General features: G+C 29.9%; 12 protein-coding genes. 6 read left to right on the forward strand and 6 right to left on the reverse strand.

Annotated features, from left to right (window positions below; genetic code table 11):
• Positions 1-109 precede the first annotated feature (109 nt).
• The 3 genes from ACKTTC_RS07710 to ACKTTC_RS07720 are packed head-to-tail and all read left to right on the forward strand — an operon-like array spanning position 110 to position 5523.
• Positions 110-889, forward strand: coding sequence for an SDR family NAD(P)-dependent oxidoreductase (locus ACKTTC_RS07710; RefSeq protein WP_408039230.1), 780 nt, complete (start codon positions 110-112; stop codon positions 887-889).
• Between the two features lie 36 nt (positions 890-925).
• Entirely contained in the window at positions 926-1828 is a 903-nt protein-coding gene (locus ACKTTC_RS07715; protein ID WP_408039231.1) for a helix-turn-helix domain-containing protein, read from the forward strand.
• A gap of 32 nt (positions 1829-1860) precedes the next feature.
• A complete protein-coding gene (locus ACKTTC_RS07720; RefSeq protein ID WP_408039232.1) occupies positions 1861-5523 on the forward strand; it encodes a metallophosphoesterase in 3663 nt (1220 codons plus the stop codon).
• Between the two features lie 215 nt (positions 5524-5738).
• Here ACKTTC_RS07720 and ACKTTC_RS07725 read toward each other — a convergent pair whose 3' ends face one another.
• Positions 5739-6902: a metallophosphoesterase gene (locus ACKTTC_RS07725; protein WP_408039233.1), complete on the reverse strand. Its 1164-nt coding sequence runs from the start codon at positions 6900-6902 to the stop codon at positions 5739-5741.
• A gap of 207 nt (positions 6903-7109) precedes the next feature.
• Here ACKTTC_RS07725 and ACKTTC_RS07730 point away from each other — a divergent pair, with 207 nt between their 5' ends.
• The gene (locus ACKTTC_RS07730; protein ID WP_408039234.1) at positions 7110-7928 is read left to right on the forward strand and encodes a sensor histidine kinase; all 819 of its coding nucleotides are present in this window, start codon (positions 7110-7112) and stop codon (positions 7926-7928) included.
• Positions 7925-8626, forward strand: coding sequence for a LytR/AlgR family response regulator transcription factor (locus ACKTTC_RS07735; RefSeq protein ID WP_408039235.1), 702 nt, complete (start codon positions 7925-7927; stop codon positions 8624-8626). The genes ACKTTC_RS07730 and ACKTTC_RS07735 overlap by 4 nt, the downstream gene beginning before the upstream one ends.
• Before the next feature lie 74 nt (positions 8627-8700).
• Here the strand turns inward: ACKTTC_RS07735 and ACKTTC_RS07740 are convergent, their stop codons facing one another.
• Both ACKTTC_RS07740 and ACKTTC_RS07745 read right to left on the reverse strand, forming a co-directional pair.
• A complete protein-coding gene (locus ACKTTC_RS07740; protein ID WP_408039236.1) occupies positions 8701-12519 on the reverse strand; it encodes a hypothetical protein in 3819 nt (1272 codons plus the stop codon).
• Between the two features lie 149 nt (positions 12520-12668).
• The gene (locus ACKTTC_RS07745) at positions 12669-16832 is read right to left on the reverse strand and encodes a DUF6443 domain-containing protein (RefSeq protein WP_408039237.1); all 4164 of its coding nucleotides are present in this window, start codon (positions 16830-16832) and stop codon (positions 12669-12671) included.
• 207 nt (positions 16833-17039) lie between these two features.
• Between ACKTTC_RS07745 and ACKTTC_RS07750 the strand changes: the two genes are divergently transcribed.
• A complete protein-coding gene (locus ACKTTC_RS07750) occupies positions 17040-17408 on the forward strand; it encodes a DUF423 domain-containing protein (protein ID WP_408039238.1) in 369 nt (122 codons plus the stop codon).
• Positions 17409-17670: 262 nt separating this feature from the next.
• On the opposite strand, the gene ACKTTC_RS07755 is transcribed toward ACKTTC_RS07750, so the two are convergent.
• The 3 genes from ACKTTC_RS07755 to ACKTTC_RS07765 all read right to left on the reverse strand — a co-directional run bounded on the left by ACKTTC_RS07755 (position 17671) and on the right by ACKTTC_RS07765 (position 20417).
• Positions 17671-18573 carry a hypothetical protein gene (locus ACKTTC_RS07755; protein ID WP_408039239.1) on the reverse strand — a complete coding sequence of 301 codons (903 nt, stop codon included), beginning with the start codon at positions 18571-18573 and terminating at the stop codon, positions 17671-17673.
• A 153-nt stretch (positions 18574-18726) separates the two neighbouring features.
• Positions 18727-19566 carry a class D beta-lactamase gene (blaOXA, locus tag ACKTTC_RS07760; protein WP_408039240.1) on the reverse strand — a complete coding sequence of 280 codons (840 nt, stop codon included), beginning with the start codon at positions 19564-19566 and terminating at the stop codon, positions 18727-18729.
• On the reverse strand, positions 19563-20417 hold the full coding sequence (locus ACKTTC_RS07765) for a hypothetical protein (RefSeq protein ID WP_408039241.1): 855 nt from the start codon (positions 20415-20417) through the stop codon (positions 19563-19565). The genes blaOXA and ACKTTC_RS07765 overlap by 4 nt, the downstream gene beginning before the upstream one ends.
• Positions 20418-20558 lie beyond the last annotated feature (141 nt).

Here is a 20558-nt window from a genome sequence, read left to right on the forward strand (position 1 = left end):
CTCTCTTCTCCAAATAAGTAATTTATATACTTTATTCTGTAAAATCTATACTTTTTAACGTTATCCCAAGGCTAATTTTGTTGTATAATTCTAAAAACCAATACAATACATGAAAAACGTAGCCTTAATAACTGGAGCAAGTAGCGGATTAGGAAAAGAATTCGCACAATTACATGCAGAACAAAATGGTGACCTTATTATTATTGCCAGAAGACAAGATAAATTAGCTGCTATTAAAGCCAATTTAGAAAGAACTTATGAAATCTCGGTTAAAATCATCGTAAAAGATTTAACACAGCCAGAAGCGGCCAAAGAAATTTACGACGAAATAACACAAGAAAACATTACTGTAGATTATTTAATAAACAATGCTGGATTTGGTGGTCATGGGAAATTCCATGAAAGAGCATGGGAACAAGATTTAGCAATGATCAATTTAAATGTTGTTGCACTAACAGCATTAACTCGTTATTTTTTACCTGACTTTGTAGCTAGAAATCGCGGTAAAATATTGAATGTGTCTTCAACAGCTAGTTTTTTACCTGGTCCATTACAAGCTGTATATTATGCAACTAAAGCTTATGTTACGTTTTTTAGTAATGCTATTGCCGAAGAGTTACATGATACAAACATTACGGTTACGAATTTAATGCCTGGTGCAACGGCCACAGAATTTGCTTCAACTTCTGGAATGGACAAAACTAATTTATTTGAAAAACCAGTAAGCGCTCGTTCGGTGGCGAAAGATGGTTATGATGGAATGCTTTCGGGAAAATTAGATGTAGTTTCTGGACTCACTTTTTCTCAAAAAGTAATGATGAAAATGCTCCCATTTACTCCCAAAAAAATGCTTTTAAAACAAGTGCGTCAAATGCAGGAAATAAACTAAAAATAACTCTTTCTAGAATATCTTATATTTATATACATGATTGTAAATATCAATACCATAGAAGAAGGACATAAGTTTTGGGGACTTCCTTCCCCTAAACATCCTTTGATTTCTGTAATTAAAATGGAAGAACTTCCAAAAGTTATAACATATACAGATATAAAATTTGCATTAGGGTTTTATATGATTTCATTAAAAGATGGAATTACTTGTTCTTTAAACTATGGTAGGAATTCTTATGATTTTTCAGACGGAACTATGGTCTTTACGAAACCTGAGCAAGTAATCTCTTCAAATGATGAAACTGTTGAGGATACTACAAAAGGCTGGTTTTTATTTTTTCATCCAGATTTAATTCGAAAATCTGAGTTAGGCAAAAACATTAATAACTATTCTTTTTTCGATTATGAAGTACATGAAGCTTTGCATTTATCTGATGACGAACAGCAAATAGTAACTGATATTATTCTAAAAATAAAAAAGGAATACCAGCAAAATATCGATAAGCATAGTCAAAAATTAATTACCTCTAATATAGAATTGCTACTAAACTATTGCGATCGTTATTACGACAGGCAATTTTATGTAAGAACGAATTTACATCAAGATCATATTTCGGAATTTGAAATCTTTTTAAAGAATTATTTCAACTCAGAAAAACCCTATCAATTAGGAATTCCAACTGTAAAATATTGTGGAGAACAACTCAATATGTCTCCAAATTATTTAAGCGATTTATTAAAAAAGGAAACCGGAAAAAGTGCTAAAGAACATATCCATTCATTCATTGTAAGTAAAGCAAAAGATCAACTACTAAGCAGTACTAGTTCTGTAAGTGAAATTGCCTACGATTTAGGTTTTGGATACCCCCAACATTTTAGTAAGCTTTTTAAACAAAAAACAGGACTAACACCCGCAAAATATCGATCTTTGAACTAATTTGTATTTTTGTATAGAACTAACTTATTATTATGACCACAAAACGTTTATTTTCAGCAGCCTTACTACTAATCATTACAGGATGTGCTAGTTATAAGGCTCAATACCTAGATAAACAAAAATTTGTCACACCTAAAAATGAGCAAAAACCTGTCTATTCCTTTTATTTAATTGGTGATGCAGGAAATGCTAAAGATAATAAAGCTCCTGTAGCTCTTAATTATTTTGAAAAAACATTAGATAAAGCATCTAAAAATAGCGCTGCGATCTTTTTAGGAGACAATATTTATCCTTATGGAATGTACCCTAAAAGTCATCCAGATTACGAGCTTACAAAACACAGATTACAAGTTCAAATCGATGCTTTAAAAGATTATAAAGGACAACCAATTTTTATTCCAGGAAATCATGATTGGTATAATGGTGTAGACGGTTTAAAACGTCAAGAGAAAATGGTTGAAAAAGCATTGGGTAAAAATTCTTTTCTACCTGAAAACGGTTGTGGTTTAGATAAGATTAATATTAATGATGAATTAACTTTAATTACCATAGACAGTCGTTGGTTTATTATGGACTGGGATGAAGAACCAAAAATTAACGACAACTGTGATATTAGAACTCGAGAACGTTTTATTGAAGAATTGTGGAGTTTATTTAAAAAGAACCGTTATAAAAATGTGGTTGTTGCAATGCATCATCCTCTGTATTCTAACGGTCCTCATGGAGGTAGTTTTTCTTTTAAAGATCATATGAGTCCGATTCCTGTATTAGGAACTTTGAAAAATGTTATTCGTTCTCATGCTGGAATTCAAACAGATAATTTCAATCAGCAATACAACGATCTTGTTACTGAAATAGAAACAATAGCTAGTGATTTTAAAAATAATATTGTTTTTGTTAGCGGTCATGAACACAACTTACAATACATAAACAACAATGGTTTTAAACAAGTTATTAGTGGTTCAGGTTCTAAAACTTCTCCTGCTTTAATTGGTTATGGTGCTGAGTTTACCTATGGAAATTATGGATATGCTCAATTAAACTTTTACAAAGACGGATCTGCTGTTATTGAATATTATGCTGCGAATGATAAGGATGGCAACAAATTACTTTTTAGCAAGCAAATTATAGCTCCGTTTAAACGAGTTGATGTAGATACTATTGATTTTTCTGAATACAATGCACATAAAAAAGAAGTAACTACTTCTTTATACCCTAAAGACGCTGTAGATGTTTCTGGTTTTCACAAATTCATGTGGGGAGATTTAAACAGAGAAAAATACGGTAAAGAAATTACAGTTCCTGTTTTAGAATTGGATAAGGTATATGGCGGATTAAAACCTATTCGTCGTGGTGGTGGTAATCAAACTAACTCTTTACGTTTAGAAAATCCAGAAGGAAAGCAATACGTACTTCGATCTATGTATAAAGATGGAAGTAGAATTATGGGTGGAGTTCTTAAAGGAACTTTTTTAGTAGATGTAGTACAAGATATTTTTACCATGTCGCACCCTTATGCTGCCTTTGTAATTCCTGATATGGCAGAAGCAGCAGGAATTTATCATACAAATCCAAAATTATATTACATGCCTAAACAACCTGCCTTAGGAATGTATAACGACGTTTTTGGTGGTGGTTTATATTTATTAGAAGAACGTCCTTCAGGAAACAGAGAAGATATTGCTTCTTTTGGTAATTCTAAAAAAATTATAAGTACCTACGATGTTCTAGAAAAAATTAGAAAAAACGGAAAACATTCAGTAGATCAAAATTTTGCAATACGTTCTCGTTTATTTGATATGGTTATTGGCGACTGGGATAGACATGAAGATCAATGGCGTTTTGCTTCTTTTAAAACAGATGAAGGTAAAACGTATTATAGACCAATTCCTAGAGATCGAGATCAGCCTTTTTCTAAGTTTGATGGATTGTTAATTCCTCTTTTTAAATTGAATACTCCTCTTGTAAAAAACATGCAATCTATGGGAGATGATATTAAAGATATGAAGTGGTATAATAACTATCCACGATTCTTTGATGCAGAATTCTTAAATCAATTAACATTAGACGAATGGTTAGCAGAAGCTGATTATGTTCAAAAGCATCTTACTGATGATGTAATTGAAGCTTCAATTAAAAAGTTCCCTAAGAACATTTATGATATTGATGGAAAGGAGTTAATCTCACAAATCAAATCGCGTAGAGATAAATTGAAAAAATTTGCTAGAGAATATTATAAAAAACAAGCTAAGAAAGTTCAGGTTGTAGGAACTGATAAGGATGATAAGTTTATTATTAAGCGTTTGAACGATGATGAAACGAGTATAGAAATCTTTAGAAAAGATATAAAAATTTACGATCGTATTTTTAAAACAGATGAAACTGACGAAGTACAATTATATGGATTAAATGGTGAAGATGAATTTTATATTTCTGGCGATGTAGACGATGGTATTTTAATTCGATTAATTGGAGGGCGTAATCATGATACGTATAACGATACTTCTTCTGTTGCTGGCTGGAGCAAAAAAACAAAAGTATACGATTTTGTTTCTAAGAAAAATACAGTAAAAGGAGGCAAAGAATTAGCCGATTTAAGAGAAGATAATTACTTTAAAAATACATACAACCATAGAGATATTGAAAACAATACTACTTTAGTATTTCCTAGCATAGGGTTTAACCCAGATGACGGATTGTTTTTTGGTGTAGATGTTACACATACACGTTATGGTTTTAAGAAAAGACCGTTTGATAACGAACATAATTTAACAGCTAATTATTATTCTAGCACAAGTGGTTTTGACGTTAGTTATGCTGGAGAGTTTTCTGAGTTTATTGGAAAATGGAGTCTAGAATTAGCAGCAAGAGCAACAAGTAGTAATTATGCTTTTAACTTCTTTGGATGGGGAAATCAATCTGTATTCGACCAAAACTTTAATTTAGATTTCTACCGCGTTAAAAAAGAAGAATTTAATATCAACTCTTCTTTAGTAAGAAGATACGATTGGGGTAGCACATTAAAATTAACTGGTTCTTTTGAAGCTGTTAAAGTTGAAAATACACCTGGAAGAAATATTAGTTCCGCTAATTTTTCTAACGGACCTATTAATATTTTCGATCGTAATTATTTTGTAGGTGGTGAAGTATATTTTAACCATCACAGAGTAGATAATGAAAGTTTCCCTACTAAAGGAATGGACTTTGATTTGGCCGTTGGAGCAAAAATGAATACAGAATTTACAGATAGACATTTTGGATACTTAAAAACTTCGCTTGCTATCTATCAAAATTTAGTACCAAATAGAAGTTTGGTATTTGCTTCAGAAATTGGAAGTCAAATTAACTTTAGAAATCGTTTCCAAATTTACCATGCTGCTGTATTGGGTGGAAATGTAGGATTACGTGGGTACAACAATCAACGTTTTACAGGTACCGAGAGCTTTTATCACATGAACGACTTACGTTTAAGATTAGCTAGCTTTAAAGCCTTCATTCCTTTAAAACTTGGGGTTACTAGTGGTTTCGATTATGGAAAAGTTTGGAGTCCTTTTGCACCAGCATCTTCTGTGTGGAATTCTAGTTATGGTGGTTCTGTTTGGTTAAGTGGTTTAGATATGTTTACAGCAAATATTTCCTTATTTAAAGGTGATGACGGAAATCGTTTTTCTTTTAGTTTAGGATTTAACTTTTAAAGAAACTTAAAATATAATGATTATCCGTAATACATAATAAATAACAAACATTAACCTGAACTTGTTTCAGGTTCTCATCCCCAATCACTGTTTAATAGGATGATGAGATTCCGAAATAAATTCGGAATGACGCTAAAAGTCTAATTATGACTCATAAAATATACTATTCAAAATAGCCTAGGAAGTTTCCTAGGCTATTTTTTCACCAAGTAAAATTACAGCATCACTCGCTCTCCATCGCTCAAAATTCTATAACACGTGTTGTTCTCTATTAATAATCCTTCCGATTTTTTAGCTGGCCAACTCTTTTGATAATCCTCAGGGTGTTTTACATCTATTGCAATTACTTTTCCGTTAAATAATTCTTTTACTTTATTCTGAATAGTATGTCCTACAACAACTGCTTTTGCTTTAAACTGTTTTATAGGTGCTGTTACTTCTTCTTCGCTTAAATTTTCTTTAAAATAGCCTCTATACCATGCAATTCCTGTTTTTGTAGATGTTAATAATTGTTTCTCTTTTTTAGGATAATATCCTTTTCTGTATGACGTTTTTACCTGTTCATTAATTTCTTCTAATGTATATGGCGTTTTTGCTATTGAAGGATGCAATCCACCATGAACGAATACATATCCATTAATTACTTCTATCGTATTTTTACTGGTAAGCCATTTTCCTAAAAACGAGTTTTCGCTATATAAATCGAATAGTTGTTTTTCTAGAATATTAGCTACAGCTCTATATTTTTGGGTTGTAGATTTAAAGTTTCCTTGTAAATTTTTCAGCTCATGATTGCCTAAGATAAAGTGTACTTTTCCTCCTTGTTTTTTAGCTTGCTGTTCTAAGCTATAAATAAACCAAAGTAATTGGGTTGTAGAATCCCCTCTATCTACAAAATCGCCCACTAATACCAAATGTCCTTCTCCAAAAATCCATTCTAAATTTGTGTCAATAACTTTATGCGTAAGCAAAAAATCTCGAAAGGTTTTATAATTACTTTCTATATCTGAAATCGCTATTATTTTGTTCCCATCGCTATACATAGCCTTTGGTGTTTCAAAACTAAAATCTAATGGAATTGTAAATTCTGTATTATCTAAAACAAAATGAGAATTGACTTCAACAGAATTATTTATCGGATATTCTTTTTTAGCAACCGAAAAGCCTTCTTTTTTATTTCCTTGAATATAATTTACACTAACCGTACTATCATTTTCATAAAACACATACGGTCCTTCATTATGAAGATTCCATCGTAACGGGTTCGTTTCATATCCTAATGTTCCATTCATAAACAAAAGCATACAAAGGCCAGTAACTAATAATATAAATAAGGTTCCTGTAATATTTTTCACATAGGTTATGATTCTTTTTTTCATGTTGATAGTTTTTAAAATTCGATTCAAAACTATCTGAGGGATTTCTTCCTTCAAAAAGAATGTGATGAGTTACTTTCAAATTATACAAAACTGTACGAATTGTAACTGTTATGGCGTTTGTCACTAAAACAACTCTCTTACCTATTCAAAAAATGCAGTTCATCCCAAAAACTAGTCAGTATCTTCGTTTAATCTTACATTTGAAATATGATACAATGGATACAACAACATAAAGTAGTTTTATTAAAAGGATTTGTAATTATTAGCCTTATAATTCCAATTGTAAGTATTGGATATGAAGTTTTGTTCTTAGACAAAGATTCTGTTGTTGTTTTTGATAACACACCTTTACCAATTGCGTTAACTATCATAGGATATTATATACTATTACTTGTATTAAGTATAGCTTGGTTAGTTATGCAATTAAAATCACTGATTGATATAAAAAACGAACAAAAAAAGAATGAATTACTACATTTAAAAAGTCAGGTAAATCCACATTTCTTTTTCAATACGCTTAATAATTTATACGGTTTAGTAAAAAAAGATACTGATAAAGCACAGCAACTTATTTTAACATTGTCTGATATGATGCGTTATAGCATTTATGAAGGTGAGAAAAAATTAGTTTCATTAGCAGATGAGATTACATTTATAGAGAATTACATTCATATTCATACTTCTCGGTATCATAAGAAAACACAAATCTCTTTTCAAAAAAACATAGATCAACCTGATTATAAAATTGTTCCTTTATTATTTATTAATTTAGTTGAAAATGCATTTAAACATGGAGTAGAAAATTTATGTGAAGATGCTTTTATCAATATTCAAATTACAGCTCAAGAACAGCAATTAACTTTTGTTATTGAAAATAATGTAGATCCTTCTTACATGAGCGAAACAGAAGGTATTGGTTTAAAAAATTTAAAACGTAGATTAGAACTGATTTATCCGAACAATCACAAGTTCTCGCAACAAAAAAAAGACACTCTTTTTACCGCAACATTGAATATTAATTTATGATTAGTTACCTAATAATAGACGACGAATATATAGCCCATGATATTCTAAAAGATTATTGTGATAATTTACCAAACATGCAACTCATTAAGAATTGTTACAATGCTTTTGAAGCTATAGAGGTTTTAAATAAACGTTCTGTAGATTTGATTTTTTTAGATCTAAATATGCCCAAATTAAAAGGGTTTGATTTTTTAAAAACACTAGCCAATCCTCCTAAAGTTATTGTAACCTCTGCCTATAAAGAATATGCTATAGAAGGCTATGAATTAAACGTTATTGATTATTTATTAAAACCTTTTAGTTTTGAACGTTTTTTAAAAGCAATTAATAAACTTCAGGAAACACAAACAACTCCTGCTAGTATTACAACTACTTCTAAAGAGAAAAGCAAATCCTTCTTTTTTAAGTCTGATAAGAAACTAATACAAATCGATCAAAATACTATTCATTATATAGAAGCTATTGGTAATTATTGTAAGTTAATTACGAAAGATACTAGTATAGTTATTAGAGAAAAACTCTCTGAGTTAATTACAAAACTACCAACTGAAGACTTCATACAAGTGCATAAATCTTTTATAGTTGCAAAACAACATATCAACTTTATTGAAGGAAATAGAATTGTTATTAAAGAGCATACGATTCCTATTGGTAGAACATATAAACTACAACTTCAAAATTTATTGGGGTTGAAATAAAGATAACTTCACACGTTTTTAAAATAAAAAAGAGCCTCATAAGAAGCTCTTTTTATTTTTGAACAGTAAAATAATTATTGTTTAAAATTATATTCAGTTTGATTTAATTTATTCCCTTGGGCATCTGTTGTGTAAACTTGCCTATTATAAGCATCATAGAAATAATTAACTTGCTCCTTTCGGGTATCTATATTTGATATTATATTACCATTATTATCATACAAAGACAAAGTAATTGAAGCATTTGGTAATCTAGTGTATAACTTTAGTAATTCTGTTTTTAAAGAAGCAGAGTTTAACGTTTGTAATGTAGCGTATGACACATCTAAATTAGCGATAACTTGATTATATGTTGCATTGTTAATTTTTGCTACTTGATACTTATTATCATATCCAAATAAATTTACACTATAAATACCTTTTCCGTTATTTTCTTCTTGAGCAAGTCCTAGATTATTAACTTTTGTTATCTCAGTTAAAACTTTAGTTTTAGAAATACCTGCTAACATTTGGTATGGATAAACTCTGTTATTCTCTTCTTTCCACTTAGTTTCTGAAACACCTATAATCTTATCACCTCTTTTCTGAATCAACTTCCCTGGTTGATTCATTATATTTTTATCATTTAAAAAAGGATACAATAAATTTGCATAAAGTGTGGTAGTTGTAACCGAACTTTCTCCATTACTAGATACTATAGTTTTAGTATCTAATAAGCCGAGATTGTTATATCGATACTCTTCTTTTGAGGTTAAAGAACCGTTTTCTTGTATAAGGTTTTCCGTTTTTTGAGTTGTTCTAACATAATATCCTCTACCAACAGAAACATTAGATGAATTGAAGTAGTTTTTCAAAAATACATCTGTATCATATATCATCTCGCTTTTCAATATATTATTTGAATCTCTAATTTCTGTTTTTATAGGAGTACCTATAAGACGTAAATCAGAAGTCCCTGTATTAAAGAAATTAATTATTTTTCCGTTATTACTATTCCCAAATCCTTTATGCTCTGTAGTTACCTTACCATAAAAAGCTGTTTCATCAGACAAATAAGAATAATCTTCGAAAGAAAACTTAATTTTTCTTAATGGATCTAATTTATTGTCAATTTGTATATTATCTACAACAATATCGTATACATTTTGTTCTATTTGATCGTCGATAAAATGATATAAATATTTTGAAACATTAGAATTTGGTCCCGTTGGATTAAATGTTCCTATATTTCTTAAGTAAATTGAGTTACCATTTAAGAATTGTAAATATCCACCAAAATCAACTAATCCCTCCATTCCAAATTTACCATCAAAATTGATATATGACCTTCTACCTGTTTTCTTATTAATGTAATAAAGTCTTGTATTTATTGTAGTTGAATATCCTGGGGCCAAATACAACTCTGCAGAAGAAACATATCCTTTGTTATATCCGTTAGATACAGCAAGTCTTACTTCAAAAGGCATATTTTCAAGAAAAGTAAAAGGACTCAAATTAGGTGCAGAAAAAGGATTCTCATTAAGCTTATAAAGATATTTATCTATAAAAATAAATTTTCCAAAAATAGTAGTTCTAGGACTATAATCTGTAATAGTTGTGCTAGTAGCATATTGTACATCTCCAGAATACCAGTTATTATCATTTGGGTTATATAGTGAATATGAAGATGTATTATTTCTCTGATAAAAAATTAAATCTTTAGAATATCCTCTGGTTCTAGTATTACTATTTAAACCTAATCTGCTCCAATCTATCCCGTTAAATCTAGCCAATTTATGTAAATTACTGTTAGGACTTCTAAAACCTTGCTTATATGTATTATCAACGGCAAACATTTCTCCATTAACATTATAAATAGGAATTTGATCACTATACCCACCAAGAACATTATCTACATTAGTTAGATTATAGTTTTTATCCCATCTTAAAAAATATTCTGGATTGTCATCTGCTACATAAGCAGAAAGAGCGTTACTCGGATAAAAATAACTACCTTCTTCTACAGTTCTCATACTCTGTAATGCTCTCTGTGTCCAAGATTTAGTGTGCCACTTTTTTTCACTATCTAAATAGTGTATGTAATAATTATCATCGTAGAATATATTATTGGATAAATCTTTCGAACCATCTTCATTTAATGATAAAATAAAGTTATTTCTTGCCGCGTAATAATACTCACCAGCATTTTGCTCTATATATTTATAATTCCAGTTTATCCCATTCCAAGTATAAATTCTTAATTCTCCTGATCTTTTAGTTCCTATTGCAACAAAATTCTCACCATTTAAAAAACTTGGATCTTCAACATAAGGACTTTTATTTTTAGATTCTATTGAAGAGTTATACAAAGAAGAAGATGTCCAAGTTTTACCATCATTCTTTAAGTGAAATAAATATAAATTAGCTGTTTTATTAGCTCTATTGTGGTACATAAAGCCATAATAGTCTGGCGCAACTACCATTTTAAAACCATCGAACCTCCAATGTAAATCTCCATAATCCCATGTCAATAAATGTGGAAATGTAAACTCATTAGTACTCCAATTTTCTCCTGTCCAATGGTAACGAATTATTTTATATCTATATAAATTACCACTAACCGAGTTAACTGTTCTATATAAATCAAGGACGTAATCTCCTACATTTAAAGAAGCTTCTAATTGATACCCTGAAACATTAGGTTGGTTTCCTACAAATCTATTTGCACTATTATAAAATAATGTTTTCTTAGCGTAATTATAACTTACAGAACCTCCTGTTGGATATGTAATCTTACTCAAACTTCCTTTAAAGTCTCCAGTTATATTATACTCGAATTCTTGCGGAGGTAATGATTCTCCATTTTTATTCTCTTGAATGATTCTTGTTAAATATCTTTTCCCAATATAAGGCTTAGTAGGGTCTGAAATATTTACTAAATTATATTCAAATTTATATTTAAAAACTAACTCATTATTTGAATTAAATGTTTGAATGTTTTGTAAGTATTTTTTCTCATATTTCTCTTGATAAGCATCAGGTTCAGCTTGCTCTGTATGAGGTTCAAAGTATTCTTGTGGAATTTTATCTCCATATGTAAATGTTACCTTAGAATTGTTTGATGATTCAATTTCTCTAATGTAAACTGCTTCTGTATGTTTATTTAAAGTTGCATTTGGAAACTGTGAGTTTAATTTACCAATGACTTTATCATATTTAAAGTGGATATAATTATCCCATTGGTCTTTAATCTTGTACAAATACCACTCAGTAACTAAATTACCTGTTGGGTTTTGATTAGAATTTCCTATCCAATTACCCCAAGTAGAAACATAAGATTTAGCATTTGTTCTCAAAACACCATCAGACGGGACAGCTCCATATTGATAAATAACTCCATCTTCTTTAATAATACTCCAATAATCATTGTTACCTAAATAATATTTAATCTTCCAAGGTGCATATTTTTTGGGTTTAAATTCTAAATATTCATCTGTTTTTGCCACACATATTAGTTCCGTACTATTTCCATCTATAAGATAAAAAGTATCATCATCTCTAGCTGCCGTATCCTTATGGTCAACAACTATTTTTGGTACAGCAAAACTAAATCCAACTCCTAAAGTACTAGTAGGATTAAATTCATTGGTGTTTTTTGCTTCTTCTAAGGCTGAATCTCCATTATAAGTTAACGAAATATTGGTAGCAACTGTATTTGCATTTATTGTTGATATAGGTACTGAGAAAATAACTTTACCTGTAGCTTTATTTATAGAATTTTGTATTGACCCTTCAATGTCTTTTCCTAAATGAAACGGAGAACTTTCTGGTAAGACTGGTTCTACTGCCTCCCTTTGACCATAAAATGGTATGCATATAACTAAGAACAATATGTTTAAAATAATCTTTTTCATATTTGTTTATTTTTTATACTCTTTTATCACTTGATATATTTCTATGACTAAATTCATTAACTGTATTTTCAATCATCTACAATTATACCTGAAAGAAAAATATGAGAATACATTAGATACATAGTATCGTTTTTTCCAGTTTATAATACTTATTTAACTTTAAGTCCAATTACAGAAGCAGTACCTATTAATGAAGCACCTACAGCTAACCCGTGGGGTAATATATCCATAACTTTAAGGTTTCCTGGGAAAATTTCCTTTACCTTATATTTAAAAACTGCTTTCGTTTCACTACTGTCAAAGCTAAAATTATTAAAATCAAAATCTCCAAGTGTACCTGTATAAGCTGCTTTTCCAAAGCTAACACCATTACTTATTAACGTACTTGTACTTGTATTTACGATTTTCTTCCCTTCTCCAAATTCAACTAAACCATTTGCAAATTTTAAATAACTCAAATTTTTAAATGCTGGTTTACCATCTATTAAGTTAGAAAAAACACCTCCTGTTACATTACTTGCTAGATTTCTAGACATATTTCCTAAAAATTTTGAATCTTTAAGTAAACCACTGGCTGCAGTCTTTTCTACAACTCCTCCATTTTTAAATTCATGTGTTGCTGGTTTATACAGTTTATCAAGATGACCTCCTATTAAACTACCAACACCAGCTAATGCTCCTGCTTTTAAAGCTTTATCTAAATCAAAACTAAAATCAACTGTTAAACCATTTTCATCAAATTCAAGATTAGATGTTAATCCAGATATATACGAATTTTTCATTGCTTTTCCAGAAGCCATTAGAATTTTAGTAAATACTGTTTTTTTACCCGCAAAAAAGGAACTTCCTTTGAATAATCCTGTCATTAGTGATTGAGCCCCATATGCTCCTAAAACAGAACCTACTAATGCACCTTTCCACCAGTCATTCCCCCAATTCCCTGGGTTAAATGATTTTTGTTGTAAGCTAGCTCCTATATATCCTCCAATTAAGGCTCCTGCTAAAACAAACCAAAACTCTCCATCAGGATCTACAACTACAATAGGGTTATTCCCCATAGCTCCATAAGGTGACATCCAATAGAATTGGTCTCCTTGTGGATCTACAACAAACCAGCGACCAATTGAACCATCATAAACCCTCGATCCAAAATCATACTGTTGTAAATTATTTTCTATCTGTAATTCTTTTCCTTGGTACTTATAATTATAATTGCTTCCTATTCCTGCAATGTGTTCTCCATTATGTGTTAAACCAAAAGGGTAATAATCTGTTTTACTAAAAATTTCACTACTACTTATTGTTCCATCTCCATCAACATCAGAATAACTCACTCGATTATTTCCTAAATGATCATTATATACATAGGCATATTTGAAATCACTTCCCGCTTTATATGTGTATCCTTCAGAATGAGGAAAAAATTGTAGCTGGTCATTTTGATATTGAAATCCATTAACATATAATGTTTTGGTGTTTCCTCCAGAAGTTATAAATAGTTTTTCTAATTTGTTTCCTGCTGCATCATATATAATCTCTATTTTATTTCCATTAGAAAATATAATCTCCTTTGGCAAGTCTAAATGATTATAAAAAATATTTGTTATGCCTTTATTTTTATCACCTATTAAGCGTCCATTACTATCATAACTAAAATTCTCTCCTGAAGCATTAGTATCTCTGTATCCTTCTGGATTATTTGTAGAGTCTACTACATCTACTAATTTATTGGTCGTTTGTGAATCTATTTCTTCATATGTATAAGTCAGATTATCAATTTGACCACTTACTCCTGTCCTCTGTAGTGTACCGATATTTCCTCCTTTATCATATGTAATATTTGAAACTCCAAACTTTCCTCCATCAGTATTTAAAGAATTCCCTTTTCTATAATTTGCACCTGTTATTCTACTTAACGCATCATAATTATAAGTATAACTTTGTTTATCATTTATAATACTATTTTTCCAAATAGTTTGTGTTACATTTCCATTAAATAATTGAGGGACACTAGCTGTTCCTTCTGTAGTTTTTTCATAATTCAATTTAAAAGCAAAAATATCATTATCTGAAGCTGTAGATAAATCACTATTCACATCATTAATATGTGTTAAAGCTCCTTTTATATTATATTTATAATCTATTGTTTGCAATGGTGTAGTCGTAGCACCTCCAACCTTCTTTTCTACTAACATACCTATTCCATCATAACTATTAGCAGCAATAACTTCCTTTGGTCCATTATTAATTTGTTGTACTTGCTTTTTTAATCTTTTAGCATGATCATATTCAAATTCATCAACAATAGTTATTAGAGGTTCTGAAGTTGTTTTTTTGTGAGATGAAATGGTTTTTGTTACAGTTCCGCCAAAATCAATTTGACTATCAACAACTGTGTATCCTCCTAAGTGATTTTTGGAATGCACTCTTAATGCCCTGGCCTTTTCATCATAAAAAGTATAAGCTTTAGACCATGTATTTTGGTTTAATGTTTTTATCCACGAAGCAGTCATTAATCCATTAGTCCTTGTTGTAATCGTTTGGTTTAAAACTGACGATGGGATAGCTGGTTTATCTGAATCTACAAAGTTATAGTCGTCATAATAACTTACAGATAAAACCTCAGTAATATTAGTTATTGGAAATGCTGTATTACTATAATTTAGAGCTATTTGACCTATTATTTTTGTAGAAGAAATTCTTTCTTCAGAATTATTTTTATTATTCCCGTCAATATAACTATCTACTTCTACTTGTAAATTATTTCTAGATTTTGTGCTTGAGTATAATCCTTTATAAATAATTCTTCCATAATTATCATACTTTGTAAATGCCCATAAATTATCTGATCTCAATGCACCATCCTGAGTTAAAATAGGCTTATCATGTGAATCATAGATTACATATTCCCATTGTTTCCCTGGTAATTTCTTTTCTACTAACCTATTCCATTCATCATATTTGTACTGATATGCGAGGTTATTCAATATTTCTTGAGGTATAATGCTAGAATTTGCGAGTGTTTTAGAAATATTAATTTCGGCATGAAAAAAACCTCTATCTTCAATTCTTGAAATAACCAAATTACCATTTTCTATTTTAATTTCCCCAACATCTTCATATATAGGAGCAATTGTTAGAGAATGCCATCCTACTAATCCTCTAATTGTCCCAATAGACATATTTGGTATGGAAGGAGTAATATTTATGTTTTTAGAAGTTGACGAATTTAATTTAAATGTAGAAAAGTTTGAGTTAGTGAAAGTTCCATTAATATTAATGATATCATTAATTACCTCAAAACTTAATGAGTTAGGTGTTGCACTATCTTGCAAAAAATCATTAAGTGACCAACTAGTAGTATAATTACTATAAACTGTATTATTTGAATAAGCTTCCACTAGTTTTGGAGGAAGAACATATTTTAAATTATCGAAATCGTCATAAACAAAATAAGTATCATGTGGTAAATTATCATTGTATACTCTTTTTAGAATAATTTTCCCAAGTTTATCTTTGAATTCTTCAGTAGTATAATTCTTTCCATCTGAGACTTTCCAGTTTTGTCCTTTTGAGACATTTTTAATAAGTTCCCCTTCGTTATAATACAAGTTTCCTCCATCTAGAGTTCCATCAGAATTCACTGTATACTTCTTCACCTCATTTGAGATATTAATTTTGTTTTCGAACTTTAACTCATGACCACTACCTATTTTAAAAAGTTCTCCAGGAGAACTTTGTTTTTCTAAACGATTAAGAGGAGATAATTCAAAAGTTTTTTGAGAATAAGGAGTTATTAAATTAACATCATTAACACCTACAAAATCTTCCGGATAGTTATTTTGATAGTATGTTTTAGTTGCAATATTAGCACCTGTTCTATATGAACCTAAAACTCCTCCTGAAGATTCGTATGGTAAAAACTGTTTTGATGCCCTACCAAACTCATCATATTCAAGGTGTTGAATTATATCTTTTCCTTCAGGAGATTGAGCTATTGCTATTTGTTGTTTTGGTTTTCCTAACCCATCATAATATGTGATACTTTCTTGGTTCGGTATTGAATTACTAGGTAATACATTTAAATATACGTTAGGAGTTCCATGAAATCCTGGTTTAAGGCTAATAGACAAAGCAGCAGTAAAACTAGTATTCGACACAGCTTCATCCAATATTAATGTTGTTGGTATTGTTGCTGAATTAAACTCAGTTCTTTTTACATAATTTTCATTAGATTGAGAAAAAATGAAAGTTGAAAATGTAAGAAAAAGACAAGATAGCATTAATGCTTGTCTTGAAATTATATATTTCATAGCTATTTAGATTTCAAAGTTCTGGCGAATTTAACAAAAAATAATAAACGAATGTAATTCCATTCAAAATTGTTTTTTGTCTATACATTAAAAATCTAATTAAAAAAAGTATATAAATTTTGGTTTCAAATTCGTTAGATTGAAATAGATAATAATTAGAGTTAAAAACAATATTCTATTTTCTCGATTTAATAGTACCTTCGTAACATGAGTCAAGAATTAACAATCGGTTTTGCAGCATTATTTGGAATGTTAGCTATTATTTTTGGTGCTTTTGGAGCACATGCTTTAAAGAAAAAGTTAACTACAGAACAACTAGCTAGTTTTGAAACTGGCGTAAAATATCAAATGTACCATGCTATTGTATTATTAGTCTTAGGTAGTACGTATCAAGTACAATATACAAATACTATCTATTGTTTTATTGTAGGTATCTTCTTATTTTCTTTTAGTATTTATGGGTTGGTATTATCTGATGCTTTTGGTAAAAAACTAAAAGTTTTAGGTCCTATTACACCTATCGGAGGTTTATTTTTTGTTGCTGGTTGGTTATTAATATTCGTAAATACTATTTAAAAATAATAACTACACCAATAGCCAAAGATCCATAAAAAACAGAAAGTAAAATTTCTAGTCGGTATTTTTTAAGTAAATTCAACATATAGTTTTATTTAATATGTGACCTGTTTTAAATTATCTTAAATGAGGATATTTATAACCTAAAAACAACTCACCACTTACATAAAATATTCTATTGCTAAGTTCTCTATTTTATTTCAAAAAACACCTATAAAATTTCCAAATAGTAGTTTTCTATTTCTAAATCAATAACAACCAACTAGAAAAGCCCTGACAATTTATAATACTTTACTTTTCCTGTAACTGTCATTAAACGTCTGCGTGTTGCAGCTGCTACTCGTTCTTGACAATCGTTAATGTATACATTGTTTTCTCTTTCATAATCCATTAAATTAGAACGTCCATTCTTTTTAGTCCCTCCTTTTCTTTTCGGATACTTTCTATTGCATAAACCTACTTTTTCAAATGTATGTAATAGTCCAAATACATGCCCCAATTCATGTGAGAAAGTAGACAAACCACAATGTCTTTTCATATAGATCGCATGTTTTTTCCATCCAGGATAATGCATAAAAAAAGCTTTTCCGCAAGGTTGTTTTCCTTCGATACTCCATTCTTCAGTAATTAAAAAATGTAATTTCCCTTTTTTTAAAAGTCCTGAAATATTATCAAACTTTTTATTCATAAATGAATTGTAATCTTTACCTGAAAAGAATTTTAATTTTAAAAACTCTTCACCATTTTTAACTCTCGAAAAACTTGGTTTAATTTTTAATCTTGGTTTCATCGCATATAGCCTCTCTGCATGGTTTACTCTCCTAGCAATCCAAGCTTCTACTTCTTCATCTGAAAATTCTATTTTACTATGACATATTAAGAAATGACAGTTCAATTTAAAATCACCGATTTTTAATACTTTCTTTCCTGTATTTTTAATAATTCGCACAGCCTTCTTTGTAGTTATTTTTACTGCACTTCCTACTTTTTTTGCTCCGTTTTTAATTGCTCTGCCTGTTGATGTTGTCGCTTTTTTTACAGTACTTCCCACTTTCTTAGCTGTACTTACAGGAGATGTTACAGTTTTCTTTACAGTACTCCCTACCTTTTTAGCTACATTCTTAGTTTTTCTACCAAGATTCCTTAGTTTTCTTCTTAGACTCATACTGATTGACTTTGGTTGATTCAGCAATAAATCTATTTAGAAATCATTGGTATATCCTAAGGAATTAAACGCAAGTTTCTTGAAGAAAAGAACCTTAATTATGAGATGAAAATACTCCTTTATATGAGGAGTTAAATATATACTAGCTGTGTTTTATTTTATTATTTTCATGGTTTTTAGAGCTTTCATAGTTATCTTTTTTCTAATTAATGGGAACATACTCATATTAAATTCTTTTTTAGGTACAATGTTCGTAGCAAAGAAATATGTGTTGTTTTGAGTTTCTACATACCCTACAAACCACCCATTATTTTTTCCATTTCTAATTGACCAACCTGTTTTTCCTCGAAGTATATAGTTATTAGTATCTTCTATCACCATCATTCGTTTCATTATCAATTCTGTTCGTTTAGAAATTGGTAATTCCGATTGATAAAACCTCTTTAAGAAATCTATTTGCTGTAACTGACTAATTCTAGATGTTCCTTCAAGCCAAAACATATCAATATTAGTGGAATCAACATTTATATTTCCATACACTAATTTATCTAGATGTTTAGACATTCTTTCTGGTCCAATTTTTCTTGCTACCTCCTGATAACAAGGAACACATGAAAAGTGAAACGCTTCTTTTAACATTAAATCTTGCTCCCAGATTTTCAGTCTTCTTCTTTCTCCATTCCATTTAAAAATAGTACTGTCGTTTTCAACAATTCCTAATTCTAATGCTATAATTGAATTGGTAATTTTAAATGTAGAAGCTGGTAATTTACCTTTTTTGATCCATGCAAAATCATTTGAATAGAACGTATTATCTTTTAAATCATACATCAAAATAGCCCCCTTAACATTGGCTGAATCAATAATAGTTTGAAATTCTGGAACGACTATTTCACGATCTATTACTTTGTCTATTTTTGGATTAGCTGCTGACTTTTTGCCCGTACATGAACTGCAAAGAATTAGCACTAGGATGGTATAAATAGTTCTCATTTTTTCAAACTAAATTCATACAAATTACCTCCGTTTCCGTGAGATCTTTCGTCTGTAATATAAAGTGTGTTATTATCTTTAAAGTCTATCCCTTCTTTTTGAGAATCGAACCCTAAATCATAGGTTTGTAAAGTTCCTTTAAAAAAATTATTTGATGGAAAATTAGAAAAGACTAATACTTTATTATGTGTAAGTAACGCTACTTTTTTATGATCTGGTGAAATACTTGCCGCAGTAATCCAACAATGCATTTTATGGCAATTTTCATATGTGTCAATATACTCTGCTACATACGTTCCTTCCTTTGCTGGGATTTTATACAAACTTGTTTTTCCATATACTCCTTTCACTCTACTCTTTGTAAAAATATATAAGTCCCCATTTAGGTATAATAAGCTCTCTGCATCAAAAAAACGATGTTTCTTTTTAGGTGGGAATTTCTTTTGATCTGGATATGTAAATCGAATTTTTACTGGATCAATAGCCTTTTTAGTAATAAGATCATTACCATTTAACTTTAAAATTACAAGCTCTTTACGAGTATTTGCATTGTTACCAAAATCGGCAAGGTAAATGTTTCCTTCTTCATCTGAAGTAATATCTTCCCAATCGATGTTCTTAGCATTAATAGTAACCGTTTTCTCTACTTTTCCTTCCAGATTTACTTGGTATAGTTTACTCTTATTCCCACTATCATTATGCATCCATAAAAGATTTGGGTTTGAAGCAACCATCTCTACTCCAGAAACTTCTTTTAGCTTTTTAGGAAGTGAAATTACTGAGTTTACCTGACTATAATTTGTACAGCTTGTTAATATTATAAACGTTACTATGATTCCTATTTTCTTCATTGATTTAAAAATACTTATTTCAATAAAAAAGGCCTCTAAAATTAGAGGCTTTTTAAAAATTCTTTATTCTTTACGGTATAACGAGTAATAATTACCAGCCTCCTGTGGCTCCACCACCACCAAAACCGCCGCCACCAAAGC

This window comes from Tenacibaculum amylolyticum, from assembly GCF_964511145.1.
Classification (GTDB): Bacteria; Bacteroidota; Bacteroidia; order Flavobacteriales; family Flavobacteriaceae; genus Polaribacter; species Polaribacter amylolyticum.

What these genes read in the sequence shown, in the direction of transcription:
- ACKTTC_RS07740 (WP_408039236.1), bottom strand. Translation starts at nt 12,519, where the DNA reads ATGAAAAAGATTATTTTAAACATATTGTTCTTAGTTATATGCATACCA.
- ACKTTC_RS07725 (WP_408039233.1), bottom strand. Translation starts at nt 6,902, where the DNA reads ATGAAAAAAAGAATCATAACCTATGTGAAAAATATTACAGGAACCTTA.
- ACKTTC_RS07730 (WP_408039234.1), top strand. Translation starts at nt 7,110, where the DNA reads ATGATACAATGGATACAACAACATAAAGTAGTTTTATTAAAAGGATTT.
- ACKTTC_RS07720 (WP_408039232.1), top strand. Translation starts at nt 1,861, where the DNA reads ATGACCACAAAACGTTTATTTTCAGCAGCCTTACTACTAATCATTACA.
- ACKTTC_RS07735 (WP_408039235.1), top strand. Translation starts at nt 7,925, where the DNA reads ATGATTAGTTACCTAATAATAGACGACGAATATATAGCCCATGATATT.
- ACKTTC_RS07755 (WP_408039239.1), bottom strand. Translation starts at nt 18,573, where the DNA reads ATGAGTCTAAGAAGAAAACTAAGGAATCTTGGTAGAAAAACTAAGAAT.
- ACKTTC_RS07710 (WP_408039230.1), top strand. Translation starts at nt 110, where the DNA reads ATGAAAAACGTAGCCTTAATAACTGGAGCAAGTAGCGGATTAGGAAAA.
- blaOXA (WP_408039240.1), bottom strand. Translation starts at nt 19,566, where the DNA reads ATGAGAACTATTTATACCATCCTAGTGCTAATTCTTTGCAGTTCATGT.
- ACKTTC_RS07750 (WP_408039238.1), top strand. Translation starts at nt 17,040, where the DNA reads ATGAGTCAAGAATTAACAATCGGTTTTGCAGCATTATTTGGAATGTTA.
- ACKTTC_RS07715 (WP_408039231.1), top strand. Translation starts at nt 926, where the DNA reads ATGATTGTAAATATCAATACCATAGAAGAAGGACATAAGTTTTGGGGA.
- ACKTTC_RS07745 (WP_408039237.1), bottom strand. Translation starts at nt 16,832, where the DNA reads ATGAAATATATAATTTCAAGACAAGCATTAATGCTATCTTGTCTTTTT.
- ACKTTC_RS07765 (WP_408039241.1), bottom strand. Translation starts at nt 20,417, where the DNA reads ATGAAGAAAATAGGAATCATAGTAACGTTTATAATATTAACAAGCTGT.